At 65.0% G+C, this 18,302-nt stretch carries 16 protein-coding genes; 9 read left to right on the top strand and 7 right to left on the bottom strand.

The window, feature by feature from the left end:
* The first annotated feature begins 101 nt into the window (after window positions 1–101).
* Both ABIA90_RS22750 and ABIA90_RS22745 read left to right on the top strand, forming a co-directional pair.
* Complete coding sequence (locus tag ABIA90_RS22750; RefSeq protein WP_354119335.1) at window positions 102–1,175, top strand: HoxN/HupN/NixA family nickel/cobalt transporter; 1,074 nt, start codon at window positions 102–104, stop codon at window positions 1,173–1,175.
* Window positions 1,156–3,471, top strand: a complete 2,316-nt coding sequence (locus ABIA90_RS22745; protein WP_354119336.1) for a TonB-dependent receptor — start codon at window positions 1,156–1,158, stop codon at window positions 3,469–3,471. The genes ABIA90_RS22750 and ABIA90_RS22745 overlap by 20 nt, the downstream gene beginning before the upstream one ends.
* 6 nt (window positions 3,472–3,477) lie before the next feature.
* Here ABIA90_RS22745 and ABIA90_RS22740 read toward each other — a convergent pair whose 3' ends face one another.
* From ABIA90_RS22740 to ABIA90_RS22710, 7 genes are all read right to left on the bottom strand, one after another.
* Window positions 3,478–4,989, bottom strand: coding sequence for a helicase HerA domain-containing protein (locus ABIA90_RS22740; protein ID WP_135215615.1), 1,512 nt, complete (start codon window positions 4,987–4,989; stop codon window positions 3,478–3,480).
* A gap of 105 nt (window positions 4,990–5,094) precedes the next feature.
* Window positions 5,095–5,913, bottom strand: coding sequence for a YkgJ family cysteine cluster protein (locus ABIA90_RS22735; RefSeq protein WP_354119337.1), 819 nt, complete (start codon window positions 5,911–5,913; stop codon window positions 5,095–5,097).
* A gap of 242 nt (window positions 5,914–6,155) precedes the next feature.
* A complete protein-coding gene (locus ABIA90_RS22730; RefSeq protein WP_063981258.1) occupies window positions 6,156–7,220 on the bottom strand; it encodes a ketopantoate reductase family protein in 1,065 nt (354 codons plus the stop codon).
* Window positions 7,221–8,575: 1,355 nt separating this feature from the next.
* On the bottom strand, window positions 8,576–9,211 hold the full coding sequence (locus ABIA90_RS22725; protein WP_063981291.1) for a MarR family winged helix-turn-helix transcriptional regulator: 636 nt from the start codon (window positions 9,209–9,211) through the stop codon (window positions 8,576–8,578).
* A gap of 849 nt (window positions 9,212–10,060) precedes the next feature.
* Window positions 10,061–11,386, bottom strand: coding sequence for a flagellar protein export ATPase FliI (fliI, locus tag ABIA90_RS22720; RefSeq protein ID WP_063981292.1), 1,326 nt, complete (start codon window positions 11,384–11,386; stop codon window positions 10,061–10,063).
* 36 nt (window positions 11,387–11,422) lie between these two features.
* The gene (gene flgF / locus ABIA90_RS22715; RefSeq protein ID WP_071909949.1) at window positions 11,423–12,151 is read right to left on the bottom strand and encodes a flagellar basal-body rod protein FlgF; all 729 of its coding nucleotides are present in this window, start codon (window positions 12,149–12,151) and stop codon (window positions 11,423–11,425) included.
* A gap of 3 nt (window positions 12,152–12,154) precedes the next feature.
* The gene (locus tag ABIA90_RS22710) at window positions 12,155–12,955 is read right to left on the bottom strand and encodes a DUF1217 domain-containing protein (RefSeq protein WP_354119338.1); all 801 of its coding nucleotides are present in this window, start codon (window positions 12,953–12,955) and stop codon (window positions 12,155–12,157) included.
* Window positions 12,956–13,097: 142 nt separating this feature from the next.
* On the opposite strand from ABIA90_RS22710, the gene motA reads away from it, so the two are divergent.
* From motA to flgB, 7 genes are all read left to right on the top strand, one after another.
* On the top strand, window positions 13,098–13,994 hold the full coding sequence (motA, locus tag ABIA90_RS22705; protein ID WP_063981295.1) for a flagellar motor stator protein MotA: 897 nt from the start codon (window positions 13,098–13,100) through the stop codon (window positions 13,992–13,994).
* Window positions 13,991–14,932, top strand: coding sequence for a flagellar motor switch protein FliM (locus tag ABIA90_RS22700; protein ID WP_028153460.1), 942 nt, complete (start codon window positions 13,991–13,993; stop codon window positions 14,930–14,932). The genes motA and ABIA90_RS22700 overlap by 4 nt, the downstream gene beginning before the upstream one ends.
* Entirely contained in the window at window positions 14,913–15,227 is a 315-nt protein-coding gene (locus tag ABIA90_RS22695; RefSeq protein WP_063981296.1) for a hypothetical protein, read from the top strand. Before ABIA90_RS22700 ends, ABIA90_RS22695 begins: the two co-directional genes overlap by 20 nt.
* A gap of 76 nt (window positions 15,228–15,303) precedes the next feature.
* Window positions 15,304–15,684 carry a flagellar motor switch protein FliN gene (gene fliN, locus ABIA90_RS22690; protein WP_354119339.1) on the top strand — a complete coding sequence of 127 codons (381 nt, stop codon included), beginning with the start codon at window positions 15,304–15,306 and terminating at the stop codon, window positions 15,682–15,684.
* 2 nt (window positions 15,685–15,686) lie between these two features.
* Window positions 15,687–16,727: a flagellar motor switch protein FliG gene (locus ABIA90_RS22685; protein WP_014492656.1), complete on the top strand. Its 1,041-nt coding sequence runs from the start codon at window positions 15,687–15,689 to the stop codon at window positions 16,725–16,727.
* Between the two features lie 13 nt (window positions 16,728–16,740).
* Entirely contained in the window at window positions 16,741–17,826 is a 1,086-nt protein-coding gene (gene flhB, locus ABIA90_RS22680; protein ID WP_039153365.1) for a flagellar biosynthesis protein FlhB, read from the top strand.
* Window positions 17,827–17,911: 85 nt separating this feature from the next.
* A complete protein-coding gene (flgB, locus tag ABIA90_RS22675; protein WP_014492658.1) occupies window positions 17,912–18,292 on the top strand; it encodes a flagellar basal body rod protein FlgB in 381 nt (126 codons plus the stop codon).
* The last annotated feature ends 10 nt before the right edge of the window (window positions 18,293–18,302 follow it).

The following is an 18,302-nucleotide window of genomic DNA, read 5'->3' as shown; positions in this document are numbered from 1 at the left end:
TTACAAGCATTCCTGCAAAGCGGCCCCCTGGAATTGCATTGGCTAGTGTGATCATTCTATGAAAAGATCATACCGTTGCCGCGAAGGGGCGTGCGAACGGAATGATTGTCGTGACGAAATGGTCCCTACGGGCGGTGGAGCCCGCCACCGTGTTGCTGTTCGGCGGGCTCATCGCCGCCAACGTCGCCGCATGGGCCTGGGCCTTCGCGGCGTTCGGTGACCGGCCGACGGTGATGGCGACCGCGCTGCTGGCCTGGGTGTTTGGCCTCCGCCATGCCGTCGACGCCGACCACATCGCCGCCATCGACAATGTCGTGCGCAAGCTGATGCATGCGGGCGGTGCGCCGCGCAGCGTCGGCCTCTATTTCGCCCTCGGCCATTCCACCGTGGTCGTGGCCGCGACCATGCTGCTGGCACTCGGCGTGGTGAGCCTCGGCGGCGACAGCCTGCTCAGGGATATTGGCGGCGTCATCGGCACATCGGTGTCGGCGCTGTTCCTGCTCGTGATCGCGGCCATCAATCTCGCCATCTTCGTCGGCCTGTGGCGTACATTTCGCATCGCGCGCGCGCAGGGCGTCCACGACGCCGCGCAGCTCGATGCGCTGCTGGCGAGCCGCGGATTCCTGGCGCGCCTGCTCGGCCCGATGTTCCGCCTGGTGACAAAGCCCTGGCACATGCTCCCGCTCGGCTTCCTGTTCGGGCTCGGCTTCGACACCGCGACCGAGATCGGCCTGCTCAGCATCTCCGCGACGGAAGCTGCGCGCGGCGCTTCGCTCGTCGACGTCATGGTCTTTCCCGCGCTGTTCGCGTCGGGCATGGCGCTGGTCGACACCGCCGACTCGGCGCTGATGGTCAGCGCCTATCGCTGGGCCTTCGTCGATCCCCTGCGAAAGCTCTGGTACAACCTCACCATCACCGGCGCGTCCGTCGCGGTGGCGCTGTTGATCGGCGGCATCGAGGCGCTCGGCCTGATCGCCGACCGGCTTGGTCTAACCGGCGGGGTGTGGGCGCTGGTCGACGGCCTCAACGAGTCGCTCGCCAATGTCGGCTTCGCCGTGATCGCGCTGTTTGCGATCGCCTGGCTCGTTTCGGTCCTGCTCTATCGCCGCATGTTTGCGGGCGCCGCGTCCCGCGCGAATGTACTTCGGGGCGCCGATGCGACCGAGGCGGCCTGAGTCTGGCCGTCGTCGCGGAGCGTTGACGGCATTTTCGGCCATCATGCTTCTCGCGGATGACGGCAGCGCCTTCGCGCAGAGCAGTGGCGCCTCGCGCGAACTGCCGCCGATCGAGGTCTCCGGCGGCGAGACGAAGCCTCACAAGAGACTGCCCGCATCGCGGCGAGCCAGCAAGCCGGTCCCGGCCAATCGCGGTCACGTGGCTCAGCCGACGCAGGCTCCGGCCTCGGGCGCCCGCAGCGTCGCCTCCGGCGCAAAGGGCCCGCCAGGCATGGCGAGCGAGATCACCGTTTCCGGCGATGAGATCAACGCGCGCCCTTTCACGCGACCTGGTGAGGCGCTCGAAGTCGTGCCCGGGTTGATCGTGACCCAGCATTCGGGCGAAGGCAAAGCCAACCAGTATTTTCTGCGCGGCTACAATCTCGACCACGGCACCGATCTCGCCATCTATGTCGATGACGTCCCCGTCAACATGCGCACCCACGCGCATGGCCAGGGCTATGCCGATCTCAACTGGCTGATCCCGGAAACCATCAGCGCGATGGATGTGCGCAAGGGGCCGTACTTCGCCGACGAGAGCGATTTCGCCTCTGTCGGCAGCGTGCGCATCGGCCTGATCGACCGTACCGAAAAGGGCCTCGCGCAGGTGACCGCCGGCAGCTTTGGCTATCGTCGTTTTCTCGGCATGGACTCAGCGAAAGTCGGTGAAGGTTCGCTGCTCGTCGCCGGTGAGATTGGTACCTACAACGGCCCCTGGGACAATCCGGAGAATGTGCGCAAGCTCAACGGTCTCGTCCGCTACAGCCAGGGCACCGCGACCGATGGCGTCTCCGTCACCGGCATGGCTTACGCGAACAAATGGAATTCGACCGACCAGGTGCCGCAGCGCGCGATCACCGGCGGTTTTATCGACCGCTTCGGCTCGGAAGATCCGAGCGACGGCGGCAACACCAACCGCTTTGCGCTCTCGGGCCGCATCGCGCAGAGCGATGATGTGGGGTCGTGGAAGGTCAACGCCTACGTCGTGAAGAGCCAGCTCGACCTCTTCAACAACTTCACCTATTTCCTCAGCGATCCCGTGCTCGGCGACCAGTTCCACCAGCACGACGACCGCCTGATGGCGGGCGCCAACATCTCGCGCACGCTGAGCGGATCGTTCGCCGGCTTGCCGATGCAGACCACGATCGGCCTGCAATCGCGCTATGATTCGATCGATCTGGCGCTGAGCAACACGTTCCAGCGCGGCTTCCTCTCCAGCATTCGGAGCGACAAGGTCGGCGAGGGCAGCGTCGGCGTCTATGCCGAGAACACCGTGCGCTGGACCGATTGGCTGAGGACCACTGTCGGCCTGCGCGGCGACTATTATGCGGCCGACGTCACCTCGCTGTTCAATGCCAACAATTCCGGCCGCTCTGACGCCGCGCTCGGCAGCCCGAAATTCCGCATGGTGCTCGGCCCGTTCAACCAGACCGAATTCTTCCTCGGTGCCGGCACCGGCATGCACTCGAACGACGCGCGCGGCGCGACCACGACGGAAGATCCGAGCGACCCCGCCACGCGACTTACGCCGTCGCCGCTGCTGGTACGTACAAAGGGCGCGGAGGTTGGCGTCCGCAGCAAGATCGTTCCCGGCCTCGACACCTCGCTTAGCCTCTTCATCCTCGACCAGGATTCCGAGATCCTGTTCTCCGGCGATGCCGGCGATACCTCGGCGACCCGCGCCAGCCGCCGCTACGGCTTCGAGTGGACCAATCACTACCGCCCGCGCTCGTGGATCGACATCGATGCTGATCTCGCCATGACGCATGCGCGCTTCCGCGGCACTGACAGCGAGCAGGCGGAGGTCTATGCCTCGCTCGCGGGCTATCCCGAAGCGCAGATCGGCAACGCGCCCGGCAACTACATTCCGAACGGGCCGGCGATGGTGGCATCGGCCGGCATCACGCTCGGCGAGAAGACCGGCTGGTTCGGGACTTTGCGCTGGCGCTATCTGGCGTCGAGCCCGCTGACGGAAGACAATGCGTTCCGCTCGTCCGCGACCAGCATCTTCAACGGCCGCCTCGGCTATCGCATCGACAATGGCTGGCGCATCCAGCTCGACGTGCTCAATCTCTTCAACACGCAGGCGAACCAGATCACTTATGCCTATGGCTCGCTGCTCAAGACCGACACGCTGTACAATCTCTGCACCGGCGGCGTCGCGCCGACGGCGGTCTGCCAGAATGGCGTGATGGATTACGTGCTGCACCCGGTCGAGCCGCTGACCTTTCGCGTGACTGTCGCCGGGACGTTCTAGACGATCTCAAGCCGAGGCCGCGCTCGGAACCGGCTCCGCCGGCAGATCGTCGCCGTTGGGATCGCCCGGCGCGGTGGCCCAGGCCAGCTCCACCAGCGTCACGATCCGGCGCCCGCCGCCGTCGAGCTGGCAGACGATCAGGCCCTGCTCCTCCATATAGCCGAGCAGGCGCTGGGCGCGGCGCAGCGAATGCGAGCCGTAGGCACGCGCGATCGCGGCATCGCCGGGGCAGGGCCAGCCTTCCTTCGCCGCGCGTGCGATCATCATGAACACGCCCTGCATGTCGTCGGGCAGGATCGAGGCGCGCAGCGACACGTCCTGCCAGACGTCGTCCTCGGCATGCTCGGCGCCGAGCCCGGCGCGCGCGCGTGTCAGCATGCGGCGGAATTCGTTCAGATCAGGCACCGCGGAGCCGAGGCCCTCGATGCGGCAGCGAACCACGAACTCCTGATAGAGCACGCCGACGGCGCGGAAGCCGGCGTCGGGCTCGGCGAGCACGGCGCGAAGCGTACGATCGACGCGCTCGCGCCGCTCGGCGAGCTCCTCGGCGCTGATCGGCACCTCGGCCACCTCAGGCCGGATCTCCGGCGCGGCCGCCTTCGCGGCGCGGAGCTGCTCGAGCAGATCAGGCGCGGGCCGGCGTTGCGGGCGGCTGGCATCGGGCGGCGGCGCGGCCAGGATCACGGCGCGCATATCCTCGAGCGCGGCTTCCGGCATCGGCATCAGCCGCGGCGTGGAATTGCGCGCGTGGGTGTCGGTCGGGCCGATATGCAAACGCAGTGGGCGTCGCGACAGCGCCGGGCCGAGCGCCATGAACTGTCCGCGCTCGAGATCGCGAAAGGATTCGGCCTGCCGCCGCTCCATGCCGAGCAGGTCGGCGGCGCGTGCCATGTCGATGTCGAGGAAGGTCCGGCCCATCAGGAAATTGGAGGCTTCCGCCGCAACGTTCTTGGCGAGTTTTGCCAGGCGCTGGGTCGCGATGATGCCGGCGAGGCCGCGTTTGCGGCCGCGGCACATCAGATTGGTCATCGCGCCGAGGGAAAGCTTGCGCGCCTCGTCCGAGACCTCGCCGGCGACCGCCGGCGCGAACAGCTGCGCCTCGTCGACCACCACCAGCATCGGGTACCAGTGATCGCGGTCGACGTCGAACAGGCCGCCGAGGAACGCCGCGGCACGCCGCATCTGGTTCTCGGCGTCCAGCCCCTCGAGATTGAGCACGGTGGAGACGCGATGCAGCCGCGCGCGCTCGCCCGCGACCTGAAGGCCGCGCTCGGTGTGATCCTCCGCCTCGATCACCAGATGACCGAATTGCTCGGCCAGCGTGACGAAGTCGCCTTCGGGGTCGATGATGGCCTGCTGCACCCAGGGCGCGCTCTGTTCGAGCAGCCGCCGCAACAGATGCGACTTGCCGGAGCCCGAATTGCCCTGCACCAGGAGCCGGGTCGCCAGCAGTTCCTCGAGGTCCATGGCGGCCGCGGCGCCTGCCGTGGTCTGCCCCATCTCGATCGCAACTGTCATGTCCCCGACTCAAGTCCCCATCATTCGCGGACAGGGGCTTAACAACCCGGCCGGGGCGCGTCGAGCGGCACCGTGCGAATCATGCGGTGTTGCCCACGGCGGAGTTCAGGCGTGATTCGATTGCCGTAAAAGTGCGGGCCGATAGGGCGCCTGCGGATCGTCGTCCTCGTTCTCGGGGATCGCACAGGAGCCGAATTCCTGCCGGATACGCTCGATCTCGGCGATGCGCTCGTGCAGCCGCTGCAGATGCTCGGGCGATGTCGCGCGCCAGAACCGGAAGGTGTCGGTGGTGAGCGGCAGGAACGCCGTTCCGAACAGCGTCGGCTCGGGAACGATGGTACGTCCGAGCAGCAGGAACCGGTTCTCGCCGGAGACCACGAGGGTCGCGTAGCCGCGGTTACCGATCCGCCTGATCCCGTTCAGCGACCATTCGACGAGCTTGCTGAAATAAGGCTCCTCGCGCCAGCGATCGGGACATTCGTCGTCGACGGTGACGTTGACCGCGTCCTGGCTGAAATGCACGATGATGCCGGACGTCGCCGGAAACCAGGCGTCATCGAGATGACCTTGCAGCCAGGCGCAGACGAACGACCGGCACATCTGCGGGCGGCGGTCGTAGATGGTGCACCCGGTTCCCGTCTGCCAGTGTCTGCACAGCTGGTTCACCGGCTTGTCGACGGCGGCCACTTCAAGGATATCGCAGCAGGCGTTGCACGATCCGCACTGCCGGGTCAGCGGCGCCGTTTTCGGCAGGCCGGTCGCGCGAAAACCCTGGCCGTCGCGGACCAGGAGCTTTTGCTTCTCCAGCGTGCTCAGCGCGCGCTCGACCTTGAGGCGGGACAATCCGGTCGCGTCAACGATCCCCTTCATCGTCGTCGCGCCGGCCTCCACCGCGCGAGCGACCTGCAACGCCGTCTGATCCATCGTCTTCTACTTGTTCTTCAGCCCTTCGATCCGGCCATCGCGCTGCCCCGGAACCTGCGGAAATCGGCGCCCGCGTGACGGCTAGCAGTCGCATGTATGCGGGATTTACGCAAACGGACTGCTGAGCAGGATCGCCCGTATTGGGCCAAATTGTAAGCCCATGCTGAGGGGCGATCCGATCTGCATCGACAATTCGATCAGTGCAGGCCGGCGCGACCTATGACGGCAGCGCCGGCACGCTGCTACTGCGCGCCAGATCCGCCCTGCACGATCTTCTCGTTCAGCTTCAGGTCCACGGTCTCGACCGTGCGGTCGATCTCGGCATTGGGGGTGCCGAGCTGATGCGAGATCAGCTTCACCAGCAGGTCGACGCGCTCGATGAAGGGCGCGCCGCTCGCGACCGCGCGCGCGGCCGATGACGGCTTGAGCAGGCTTTCGGCGGCCTTGGCGTATTTCGCGAACGGCACCTGGTCCTGCGGATCGGCGCCGAGACGGCGGGCGATCGCGTCGACATGATCGTAGATCGTCTGCGAACGCTTGAGATCGCCGTGCACGGCGTCGCGGATCGACTGCGGCTCGTGCGGCGTGATGCAGCGATAGTTGCCGGTCAGCAGCATCGACCATTTCGCCAGCGGCACGAACAGCGAAGAGAACACTTTCAGCTTCACCGGCACGTCGTGACCGTCGAGCGTCACCGCGTCGATGTCGGCTTCGAGCTCGCGCAGCACCTTGTTGTGCTTCTCGTCGGCGAAGGCCGATGCCTTGAAATTCGTCGGCAGGCCGACATGAAGCACGTTGGCGGCTTCTTCCGGCGGACGGAAGGCCTGCGGGTCGGGCGAGCACAGCGTCACCAGGCCGGGCTCGAAACGCTCCCACACCTGCGCATTGGTGTAGGCCTCCTCGAGATCCATGTCGGCAAGCGACGGGATCCGCTTCAGGTAGGGCAGCGGTGGCATGTTCATGATCGACAGGCACGGCAGCTTCGCCGCGGCGATCTTGACCATGAGAACGCGGACCGTGTGGTTGGTGTATTGCGGCTCCTGCATTGCCAGGCCGACCATGTCGTAGCGCGAGAGGTCGACATTGCCCGGCGTCACCGCGTCGAGCTTGCCGGGCAGGTCGCGCGAGAAGATCGCCCGGTGCACCGCCTCGTCGCGCAGCTTGATGCGCACCTCGGTACCGTCACGGTTGATCAGCTCGGCGGTCTTGGCGCGGCAGACCAGGGACACGTTATGGCCCGCCATCAGCAGCTTCGTGCCCAGCAGGGAACCGTAGGAAGCCCCGAGAATCAGGATGTTACGCGCCATATTCCGTCCCTTTGAAAATGTGTGTGATTTTTGAGCCCCGGCCGTCATCCGCGGGCGAGTTGCCGGCATGTAAAGCGAAGTCCGCGGCGATGGCAACTGGGATAATGCATACAAGGCGGGTGGACTGCCGGGCGGGCGCGGGTAGTCGGTCGCCCGGATGGAGCGCAGCCCGATCCGGGACCGCTCGTCCGACGCCCACGATTTTCCCGGATTGCGCGAAGCCTGTCATCGGGCGGCGCTTCGCGTCGACCCGTTGGCTCCATCCGGGCGACGGGGCTCTCGTTGCCCGACGGGCAAAACACCCGAGAGGGCGTCAAGCCGCGCGGGCGAAAATATTCCACTTTACCGAAATTCGGAATTGGCGTATGCGCTGCCCATCCCGGCTCACCAAGAGGGGCGATCTTGTGTCGTCACTGTCGCGAGCCGGGTTGCGGTGGACGCGGCAGCGTTGGGCGCGAGAAGTGCGGGCAAGGGCGGATTGCTCTCCGTGAGCCCAAAGCTTCGTGCCGGATGAGCGGCGCTGTCAGGTTCGTCTCGTCTGTAAGTTTCCGGCTCCGTCGACAGGGCTGGAAAAACTGCGGCGAAATGGCGGGCCGTGCGTACGGCAAAACCGTGTGGTCCTGGCCGTCGTTGCTACGGTCAAGTGCTTTGCGAATGCGGCAGTCGCGTCAACCGGCGCGGTGCTGGTGACTTTTGCAAGCGTGAGGGAGGCCAGAAGGAACTCGGCTCCCGGGAGAGCACGGCATAAGCCGTCCAACCATCGCGCAGGGAAGGCCGAGTGATTGGCACCACCTGTATGCTGCTGTGCGGTTTCCTTGCGCTACCTTTCGCGCAGCGGACCGCGGGTGCGAGGTCAGCACCCGGCCTTCCCTGCGCCCTCTTGGCTTCGAGGGTGGAACGACGAAGCAAAGCTCGGGCGAGATGCGCCGCGAGAGCGCGAAGGCGCGTCTGCAGCACTCGCTGTCATCGCCCGGCTTGACCGGGGATCCAGCATTCCAGAGACGGCTGTGATTGAGCCGAGAGGCCGCGGCGTACTGGATTCCCCGCTTGCCGCCTACGCTAAAGCTTCGGCGGCCCTGGACCTCAGCCCCGGCGAAGCCTTGGCGTAGCCGGGTCGTGGGGAATGACAGGGGTACTTGGAGGACGATGTCTCATACTCCGTCATTGCTTTGCTGCGCTCGCAACGACGTGGAGGGAGCGTGCGCCACTATGCTCCCGTGCTTGGTCAGCGCGTCCGGGAGACCGGAGGAAACGAGCGTGTTTCAAAGAACGATACCGCTGAGAAACTTTACGCAAGCGCCGGCGATCGCATCCGCCCGAAACTTGCGCGTTCCATCACGTCGCGAACTCCCGCGTCATCCCTGGCTCGCCATGCGCGCGCGGTCGAGATGCCCCTCGATCTTCGGGCGGTCGCGGGTGCGCTCGAAGCTGGTGCAGAGGAGCTCGGTCTCCTCGAGAGAAACCGGGGCGCGGTACAGCCGGCACATGAATTCGGCGCTCGCGCGTCCCTTGCCCGCGCCGGGACTGCGTTCGGCGAGAAACATGCAGTCGCGGCAGATGCTGGCATCGAGCCGCTGATGGGCCGCGTCGAGATGATTGAGGATCTCGCGCAGCGAGTCGCGCAGCCTGACGCATTCGTCGGTGCCGAGAGACGTGACCGCGTTCACCACGTGATTGATCGGGTCGTGCTGGCTCAGGCATTTCTCGCCTTGCGCGGTGACGTGCAGCACGACGGACCGCTTGTCCTCGTGCGACGGCTTTCGCACCAGGAAGGACTTGGCTTCCAGCGTCTTCACGATCTGCGATGCGGTGGCGCGGGTCGCGCCGATGAAGCCGGCCAGCGCGGACGGCGTGCGCGAGAACCTGTTGGCGCGGTGAAGAAAGCGCAGCGCCATCCATTCCCGGTCGCGCAACCCGTGCTGATTGCCTTCGAAATACCAGGCTCTGGCCGCCTGAACCAGCAGCTCGACGGCCTCGCGTGCCAACGGCATAAATTCCTACCTTGCCCCGGATATCACGTCTGCGGCGCCCCGGAGCCGCCTTCCGTCGTTGCGCACCAGTCCTTCGCGAGAAGCCGTACCAACCACAACATCCGACACATGCGCAGAGCCAGGCTCTCGCGCGAAAGCACGGACTGTTCTGCTGCCGAACTCGACAGATGGACCCTGCGAGATACGGCGCGAGAAGCTGTGTCGATGATGGTGTGCCAATCGTGGCGTCGTCGAACGAAAGCCCGAGTTGCCGTCACAGCCGGACGATGGATCGGTATTGTTCAACCGTAGCCCCTGAAGTTCAAGTCACACGCAGACGTTTCTTGTATTCCATCGAAACGATGAATGAGCTTCTCAACAAAATCAAGTAGAGACGCTCCTGAAGACTGGCTGTCGCTCGAAGCGATTGTAACGTTCAAGACAATCTCGTTCGTCAGGACACATCATGGTGATCGCAATACGCAGTGTAACAAGCTACTTGCACGCAAATGTGCGACGGTTTGATTGCACGCCTGCTGCTGTTCGCCGTTGATGCAAATTGATGGAAGCTTGTGCATGATGGTGACGCGCAGCGGCGCGTCATCCACAACTTGTGCGATCCGTCACAGAATCGGCAATGGAACTCGTAGGGATTGCACGCAGCGGTTGTTGTGATAATGACAGCGAGACGGGTTCGCCGGATCGCTTTCGCCTCGGCGGCGCGATCTCCACCGAACGGCCGATGCTAGCGCGCGACGGAAAGCGGCAGTCGGCGACGGGTGCGCATGCGCCGGAGGCGCAGCGGCATGCGTGATCGACTGTCGCGATAATGAGCAGGTCGACGACGACGGGCGCGCCGGCCGCGCCCGGCTAGTCGCCCTTGAGCATGTCTCGCAGCTCGCGGAATGGATCGGCGCTCGGCCCTGCCGAGGCGTCCTGCCGCATGGCGCTGTAGATTTTCGGGACCATGTCGACGGCCTGGTCGAGACCCGAATCACGCCCCGTCTGATATCCGCCCATCAGGCGAAGATCGCGCGTGTCCTCGTATTTGGCGATCATGGTGCGCAGCTTGCTCACCAATTCGCGCTCCTCGGGGTCCCAGACGTTGTGGGCGAGGCGGGAGACCGAGGCCAGAACGTCGACGGCGGGATAGCGCGCCTGGTCGGCGATGTGCCTGGAGAGCACGATGTGGCCGTCGAGGGTGCTGCGGATGGTGTCGGCGATCGGCTCGTTGTGATCGTCACCGTCGACCAGCACGGAGAAAATGCCTGTAATCGTCCCGGATCCCTCCTCGCCGGGGCCGGCGCGCTCCAGCAGGCGGGGCAGGTCGGTGAAGACCGTCGGTGCGTAACCGCGGGCGACCGCAGGCTCGCCGGCGGCGAGGGCGACCTCGCGGGCGGCATGGGCGAAACGGGTGATCGAATCGACCACCAGCAGGACCGATTCGCCCCGGTCGCGGAAATATTCGGCGACCGCCATGGCGGTCTTCGGCGCCAGCCGCCGCATCATCGGGCTTTCATCTCCCGTCGATACGATGGTAATGGCGCGGCTGCGGTTGGCGCCGAGCACGTCCTCGATGAATTCGCGCACCTCGCGGCCGCGTTCGCCGACGAGCGCCAGCACGACGGTGTCAAAGCCCTGGCTGCGGGCCAGCATCGCCAGCAGCGTCGATTTGCCGACACCGGAGCCGGCAAAGATGCCGACGCGCTGGCCGGCGCAGATCGGGGCGAACAGGTCGATGACGCGCACGCCGGTGTGCAGCGGCTTGTGGACGCGCGCCCGCTTCATGGCCGCCGGCGCCTCGGCTTCCGCCGAGACGGTGCGCGATCCCGGGGTGAGGGGACCTTGTCCGTCGAGCGGCGCGCCGAGCGCGTTGATGACGCGGCCCTTCCAGCTCGGATCGGGCGCGAAGGACAGTGGCGGCATCCGGTAGGCGACCGAGCCGAGGCCGCCGGCGAACTGCCGGTCGAACGGCTTGGCGATGATGCCCTCGCTGTCGATCCGCACCACCTCGCCGATCTGGGGCTTGCCGCCGGAGTTGACGCCGATCAGTTCACCAAGCCTGACGAAGCGCGACAGGCCGGAGACGCGGAAATGCGTCGGAGCGATCTCGGAGATCGCGCCGCTGACGCTGGCCAGGGGAGTGCTCTGCTGAAGCTCCAGCAGCGCCCACTCGAGTTGCCGAAGAGCGTTCAAGGAAACCGTCCACCCTCAATGCGCATGTAGCGCAGTCTATTTGCCCGGCTCGCCCAGCGTCCGGATTGCATTCTGGAGCGAGCTCTCGGTGCCCTCGATCATCGAATTGGTGCCGTCGAAGGCGCGCGAAGCCGCGATCAGCTTGGTCAATTCCATCATCGGATTGGCGCTGGAGCCCTCGACATAGCCCTGCTTGAAGCCGTCGCGGGAGAAATCGGCGATGGCGGTCGCGGGCCGGTCCGGCGTGACGCCGGAATTGCCGTAGCGCTCGAGATTGGCATCGGCGGGAATGTTGAACAGGCCGATGGAGCCGATCTCGTTGTTGTCCTGGGTGATCGCGCCGCTGCGGGCGATCGCGATCGGTCCGCCGTTCGGGTCGAGCGTGATCTGCGCGCCGCCGGCATCGATCACGGGGAAGCCGGACACGGTCTGAAGGTCGCCGTTGGGGGCGAGCTGGAGGCGGCCGTCGCGCGTATAGACCGTGCCGTTCGGGCCGGCGAAGGCGATCCAGCCCTGCCCGACCACGGCGACGTCGAGCGGGTTGCCGCTCTCGGTGATGCTACCCATCTCGCGCGAGATGATGTTGTCGCCGGGCGAGGAGAAGGCGACCGGGTTCGCGCCGGCCTTCGACAGCACGGTCTCGAACTTCACGACGTCGGTGCGGAATGCCGCCGTGTTGACGTTGGCGACGTTGTTGGCGATCGTCTGGAGGCGCTTTTCGAGGGCGACCTGCGCCGACAATCCCACATAGAGAGCCGATTGCATGACTTACTTTCCCAACCGGATGGACTGAAGCTTCGTGAGCATGTCGGTATCCAGGCCGGCCATCGACGACGCGCCGCCGATCAGGACCAGCGCGGAGTTGGTCGAGTTGCCATTGTTGATGTCGTTCTGGGCCTGGGTCGCATCCCACATCGCGGCGAAGCGCTGCACGAACTTGGTGACCTTGGCCGGGTCCTGGAAATCGGTGAGGTCGATCTTGCTCGTGATCAACTTGGCCTGGGCGTCGATGTCTGCCGCGCTTATGGTCGACGGCAGGCCGAGCGCGGTCTGGACCACCTGCGTCATCGCCTTGTCGGCGAGGATCTGGTAGGAGGTGCTGATGGTGGAGGCCTTGCGGGTGAAATAGAGCGCCAGCCGCAGACCCTCGTTCTGGTCGCCGGCCTTCTCCTCCATCGTCTGCGTGACGTATTGGGTCGCCGTACCGGTCGTGGCGGCGGCGGTCTGGGTCGCTTTGTCGCCGAGGGCGGCGAAATTGAAGGCGGCGGCGAACTGCCGGTAGCGGGTGTCGGTCAGCTTGTTGGCGAAGCTCTTGGAGTCGGAGACACCCTCGGTCAGCACCTTGCGCATGAACGCCTTGGCATAGGTCATGTCGCTGAGACCAAAGGCCTTCATCGCGTAGGAGTAGAGGCGATAGTCCTTCAGGAAGTCGTCGATCGTCTTCACATTGCCGATGTGGCTGAGAAAATAATCGGTGTCGCGGCTGACGTCCGGCTGGGCCGCGACCTGCGTCAGCGATTTGCCCATGTCCTTGGTCAGTCTGGTGTAGTCCGCGATCGTGGATAGCATGGCACGCGCCCCTCTGGCCGCCGTTGCGACTTCGTCTCAAGCTGCCGCCAATTGCTTGCGCGGGGCTGGCGATCACGAAGCCAGCCTCGCGCAAGCGTCGCCGACTAGATATTCCCGATGGGATCGGCGATGGAGTGGCGCGTTGCTCAGTTTCGTGGGGATTTTCATCACGGTAGCGGCACTGCTCGGCGGATTTGCCGCCATGGGCGGGCATCTGGCCGTGCTCATGCAGCCGTGGGAATTCGTGATCATCCTGGGCACCGCGATCGGCACCTTCATCGTCGCCAATCCGTGGAAAACGGTCGTTGATACCGGCGTGGCCTGCATGCAGGCCATCACCGGCGCGGTGCCGAGTGAGCGCTATTACCTCGATCTGCTCGGAGCGCTCCATGCCCTGATGCGGGAGCTCCGGGGCAAGGGCCGCAACGAGGTCGAGGCGCATATCGACGATCCTGCGTCCTCGGAGATCTTCAAGGCGTTCCCGAGCGTGCTCGGGGACCCGCCGTTGCTGCAGTTCATCTGCGACTATGTCCGCCTCATCATCATGGGCAATGCGCGCACGCACGAGATCGAAGCCCTGATGGACGAAGAGATCCACACCATCGTGAAGGCCAAGCTGGCGCCCTACAATTCGATGGTGGTGGTGTCCGAGGCGCTGCCGGCGCTCGGCATCGTCGCCGCCGTGCTCGGCGTCATCAAGGCCATGGGCGCGCTCGACCAGTCGCCGAAGCTCCTTGGCGGCTTCATCGGCGCGGCGCTCGTCGGCACCTTCGCCGGCATCTTCCTGTCCTACGGCGTCCTCTCGCCCTTCGCGATCAAGATCAAGATGACGCGAGAGAAGCGCTGCCGGCCCTATATCATCGTCAAGCAGACGCTGCTGGCGTTCATGAACGGCGCCATGCCGCAGATCGCCGTCGAGCACGGTCGCAAGATGATCGCGAGCGGCGAGCGGCCGTCGATCGACGTGGTCGAGAACGAGACGATTGCAGGTCCCAAGGCCGTCGCGACCGAGGCTGAACCGAAGGCTGCCCGCGCATGATGACGGAAGACCTCGACGTCGATCAGCGGAAGCAGCTGCCGAACTACCTGCTGGACGCCGCCGGCATATCGATCGAGCGCATGCCGATGCTCAATGTGATCTTCGATCGCATGGCGGCATCGTGCACCGACAGCCTGCAGCCGATGGCGGGAACGCCGTGCTACTTCTCCGTCAACGGCATCACCAACGACCCGCTCGGCGACATCATCAAGGACTACGAGGGCAACGCGGTTGCCGCCGTGCTCTATGCCGAGCAGTGGGACTCGCGCGTCATCATCATGCTGGATCGCGACTTCGTCTTCACCATGGTCGAGGCGATGTTCGGCTCTGACGGCGCCGAACCGCCGCTCGACGTCGAACGCACCTTCTCGAACATCGAGATCCGGCTGGTCCAGGCACTGTTTGAGCGGTTCGCCAAGGCGCTGCAGGGCGCCTTCGCCGGCACCTCCAATGTCACCTTCCGTGTCGAGCGAGTCGAGACGGCGATGGCGTCGCTCGCGATTGGGCGCGCCAGCAATATGTCGATCTGCGCGAACATGATGGTGCAGGCGCTCTATCGCGGCGGCCAGATGTTCCTGATCATTCCGCACTCCGCGCTCAATCCGCTCAGGCAGAAGCTCGCCCACGTCGTCGTCAGCGACGGCCGCGCGGCTGATCCGCGCTGGCGCGAGCAGATGGAGAGCGAGGTTCACCGTACCGAAGTGACGCTGAGCGCGGTGCTCGACGAGAAGATGATTTCCCTCGAGGACGTCGTGCAATTCAAGGTGGGGCAAGTTCTGGAGCTCGAGGCCACGCCGCGCACGCTGGCCCGGCTCGAGAGCAACAACCAGGTGCTGTTCTGGTGTCAGATCGGTCAGCTCGATGGCTATTACGCCATGCAGGTGGCCGATCCCGTCGATCAGAAGCGGGAGTTCGTCGATGATATCCTATCTCGTTGATGCCGTGCTGCTGATCGCGCTGGCCTTCACCAGCATGAGGGTGACCCGGATGCACCGCGAACTGGCGCGGCTGCGCAGCTACCAGGGCGAGTTCTCGACCATCGTCCACGAGACGGCGGGCGCCTTCGACACCGTTATCACCGCCGCGCATGATTCCACCGCAAATCTCGGCCGGCTCGCCAATGTGCTGAGCACGAAGATAGATCAGGCCCACGAGGCGATCGCGGCGCTCGACGCGCGGAGCGGGCTCCAACCGGCCTCAACCGTGAGCGGCGCCGAGGCGAACAAGCATTGAATTCGGGACTTGCAGGACACGTACGATCGGACCGTCGCGGCGCTCCGGGAGCAGAAATACCAAGAGGCGATACCAAATGGCGCAATCTTTCGAATATGAGTCTGCATCGGCATCGGCATCGGGAGAGACCGATGCGTCTCCGCTGGAGCGGCTGGCGGAGATCGCCGCGCGCACGGCGGAGGAAACCGGCAAATTCGCCAATGTCGATGCCATCCTGCGCATTCCCGTCACGATGCAGGTGGTGCTGGGATCTGCGACCATTCCGGTCGCGAACCTGATGAAGCTCGGCCGCGGCGCGGTGGTTCCGCTCGATCACCGTGTCGGCGAGCCGGTCGACGTCGTGGTCAATGGCCGCGTCGTTGCCCGCGGCGAAGTGGTTGTCGTCGAAGAGGACAATTCCCGCTTCGGCGTCTCGCTCACGGAGATCGTCGGACCGCTGGGGCAGGGTGATACCTGATCATGGCGGCACAGGTCGGCGTCGCTCCTATCAAGCAGCGAGGCGTTGCCACGCTGGGCGGAACGGAAAAGGTCGCGGCACTCCTGCTGGCCATGGGCCGGCAGGCGGCCGCGAGCGTGCTCTCGCAGTTCGAGCCGCAGGATATCCGCATCGTCACCAAGGCCGCGGCCGAGCTGCGGCCGATCACCGCGCAGGAACTCGAGTCGATCGTCGAGGAGTTCGCCCAGCAATTCTCGATGGGCGCCAACATTCTCGGCACCATCGGCGGTCTCGAAGCCGTGCTCGGCGATGTGCTGCCGGCCGACCAGGTCTCGGCAATCATGTCGGACCTGCTCGGCAATTCGAGCCGGTCGGTGTGGGACCGCGTCTCATCGGTGTCGGAAAACTCGCTGGCGACGTACCTCTCCAAGGAGCATCCGCAAACCGCGGCACTGATCCTGTCCAAGGTCAAGCCGTCCTGCGCCGCCAAGGTGATGAGCCAGCTGCCGTCGAGCCTGCGCAACGAGCTGATGCGGCGCGTCCTCAGCCTCAAGCCGATCGTCGACGACGCCATGAAAGTCCTCGAGAAGACCTTGCACGAGGACCTGACGCTCAATTTCGCCCGCAACCTCGGCGCCGACACCTACGCACGCGTCGCGGACATCATCAACAAGATGGAGCGCGGCCATATCGAGGACATGCTGAAGAGTTTGTCGGAGAAGCGTCCGAAGTCGGCCGAAGTTCTGAAGGAACTGCTGTTCACCTTCGACGACGTGGTCAATTTGACCCCGAAGGCGCGCACCATGATCTTCGACCAGGTGCCGACCGATCGCATCGTTATCGCGCTGAAGGGCACGGACAAGCATTTCCGCGAACTCATCCTGTCCTCGGTTGCCTCGCGCGTCCGCCGCGTCGTCGAGCACGAACTCGCCATCGGCGAGCCGTCGAACCAGCGCGACGTGCTGGAGGCGCGCCGCGTCATCACCGACCTTGCACTCGACCTGGCGGAAAAGGGCGAAATCGAGCTCAACCCCGAGCAGGAGGACGAGCTGGTCTTCCGCTGACCGCTGAACGGGCATGGCAGAAACATCCGATCAGGAGAGCAAGACAGAAGAGCCGACCGAGAAGAAAGTCCGCGATTCGCTCGAACAGGGCAAAATCCCGGTCTCTCGGGAGGCTTCTATCTTCGCCTCGATGGCCGCGCTGATGGTGATCCAGGCGTTCCTGATCGGCCAGGGCGTACAGCAATTGACGCCGACGCTGAAGAGCCTGCTCGACGATCCCGAAGGCTTCCCTCTCAGCAACGGCGCGGACGCGCGCAACCTGCTCACGGTGGTGGGCCTCGAGGCGTTGCGATTCCTGGTGCCGCTGGTCGTCACCCTGGCGGTGTTCGGCCTCGCCGCCTCGTTGCTGCAGAATGCGCCGCGCCTGGTGCTGGAGCGCATCAAGCCGCAGCTGTCGCGAATCTCCCCGATCAGCGGCTGGAGCCGGCTGTTCGGAACGCAGGGCCTCGTCGAATTCGCCAAGTCGCTGTTCAAGCTCGTCTCGGTGACGGTCGTCGTCGTGTTCGTGCTGCGCTCGTCCGAAGCCCGGGCGTTCGAGGCGATGTATACGGATCCGGTCGCGCTGCCGGAGATGATTCTCAACATCGCGATGCGGATCGTCTCGGCGATCTGCATCGCCACCATCGTCCTGGTCGCGATCGATCTCGCCTGGGCGCGCTTCCACTGGCGGCGCGAGCTGCGCATGACCAAGCAGGAGATCAAGGACGAACACAAGCAGGCGGAAGGCGATCCCCTGATCAAGGCGCGCCTGCGCTCGCTGGCGCGCGACCGTTCGCGCCAACGCATGATCGCATCCGCCTCGCGCGCGACGCTGGTGATCGCCAACCCGACGCACTTCGCGATCGCGCTGCGCTACAAGCGCGAGGAAAACGCAGCGCCCATGGTCGTCGCCAAGGGCATGGACGTGATCGCGCTGAAGATCCGCGAAGTCGCGGAGCAGAACCGGATTCCGGTGATCGAGAACAAGGCGCTGGCGCGCGCGCTCTATGAGGCGGTTCAGGTCGACCAGGTGATTCCGGCGGAATTCTTCCGGCCGGTCGCCGAGATCATCTACTTCCTGCAGTCCAAGCAGGCGCCGAGGACCGAGAAGGTTCAGTAGATTTCCGAGCATAGCGTCGGCTGCATCAGCCTGACGAAAGCTTGCGGCCCTAAACTTAATCTTAAGAAATCAGCATGGGGCCGTCGTGGGACCGCTTTATCTCTTCGAACTCGCATCGTCGCAGGCGCGGTACCTCGAGCTCCGCCAGTCGACCATTGCGACCAACGTCGCCAACGCCAATACGCCGGGCTTCAAGGCGCGCGACGTCGAGCCCTTCAACAAGGTGCTCGACGCCACACCGGTCAGGCTCGCGACGACGTCGCCCTCGCACATGCAATTGTCCGCGGCCGAGACCGATACGCGGAAGACCGCGAAGAAGGACAGCTGGGAAGTGGTTCACTCCGGCAACTCCGTCAGCCTCGAGCAGGAAATGATCAAGGGCAGCGACGTCAGTCGCGACTACTCGATGAACTCGGCGGTCGTGCGGTCGTTCCACCGCATGCTGCTGTCGAGCGCGAAGAGCTGAGGTGAATTGA

This window comes from Bradyrhizobium sp. LA6.8, assembly GCF_040547935.1.
Classification (GTDB): domain Bacteria; phylum Pseudomonadota; class Alphaproteobacteria; order Rhizobiales; family Xanthobacteraceae; genus Bradyrhizobium; species Bradyrhizobium barranii.
Note: the sequence above shows the minus strand (reverse complement) of the source record. Positions and strands in the feature narration are given on the sequence as shown.

Bases quoted from the DNA above. Each gene is read 5' to 3' on its own strand.
- ABIA90_RS22750 (WP_354119335.1), top strand. From the start codon at position 102: ATGATTGTCGTGACGAAATGGTCCCTACGGGCGGTGGAGCCCGCCACC.
- ABIA90_RS22745 (WP_354119336.1), top strand. From the start codon at position 1,156: ATGCGACCGAGGCGGCCTGAGTCTGGCCGTCGTCGCGGAGCGTTGACG.
- ABIA90_RS22740 (WP_135215615.1), bottom strand. From the start codon at position 4,989: ATGACAGTTGCGATCGAGATGGGGCAGACCACGGCAGGCGCCGCGGCC.
- ABIA90_RS22735 (WP_354119337.1), bottom strand. From the start codon at position 5,913: ATGGATCAGACGGCGTTGCAGGTCGCTCGCGCGGTGGAGGCCGGCGCG.
- ABIA90_RS22730 (WP_063981258.1), bottom strand. From the start codon at position 7,220: ATGGCGCGTAACATCCTGATTCTCGGGGCTTCCTACGGTTCCCTGCTG.
- ABIA90_RS22725 (WP_063981291.1), bottom strand. From the start codon at position 9,211: ATGCCGTTGGCACGCGAGGCCGTCGAGCTGCTGGTTCAGGCGGCCAGA.
- flgF (WP_071909949.1), bottom strand. From the start codon at position 12,151: ATGCAATCGGCTCTCTATGTGGGATTGTCGGCGCAGGTCGCCCTCGAA.
- ABIA90_RS22710 (WP_354119338.1), bottom strand. From the start codon at position 12,955: ATGCTATCCACGATCGCGGACTACACCAGACTGACCAAGGACATGGGC.
- ABIA90_RS22700 (WP_028153460.1), top strand. From the start codon at position 13,991: ATGATGACGGAAGACCTCGACGTCGATCAGCGGAAGCAGCTGCCGAAC.
- ABIA90_RS22695 (WP_063981296.1), top strand. From the start codon at position 14,913: ATGATATCCTATCTCGTTGATGCCGTGCTGCTGATCGCGCTGGCCTTC.
- fliN (WP_354119339.1), top strand. From the start codon at position 15,304: ATGGCGCAATCTTTCGAATATGAGTCTGCATCGGCATCGGCATCGGGA.
- ABIA90_RS22685 (WP_014492656.1), top strand. From the start codon at position 15,687: ATGGCGGCACAGGTCGGCGTCGCTCCTATCAAGCAGCGAGGCGTTGCC.
- flhB (WP_039153365.1), top strand. From the start codon at position 16,741: ATGGCAGAAACATCCGATCAGGAGAGCAAGACAGAAGAGCCGACCGAG.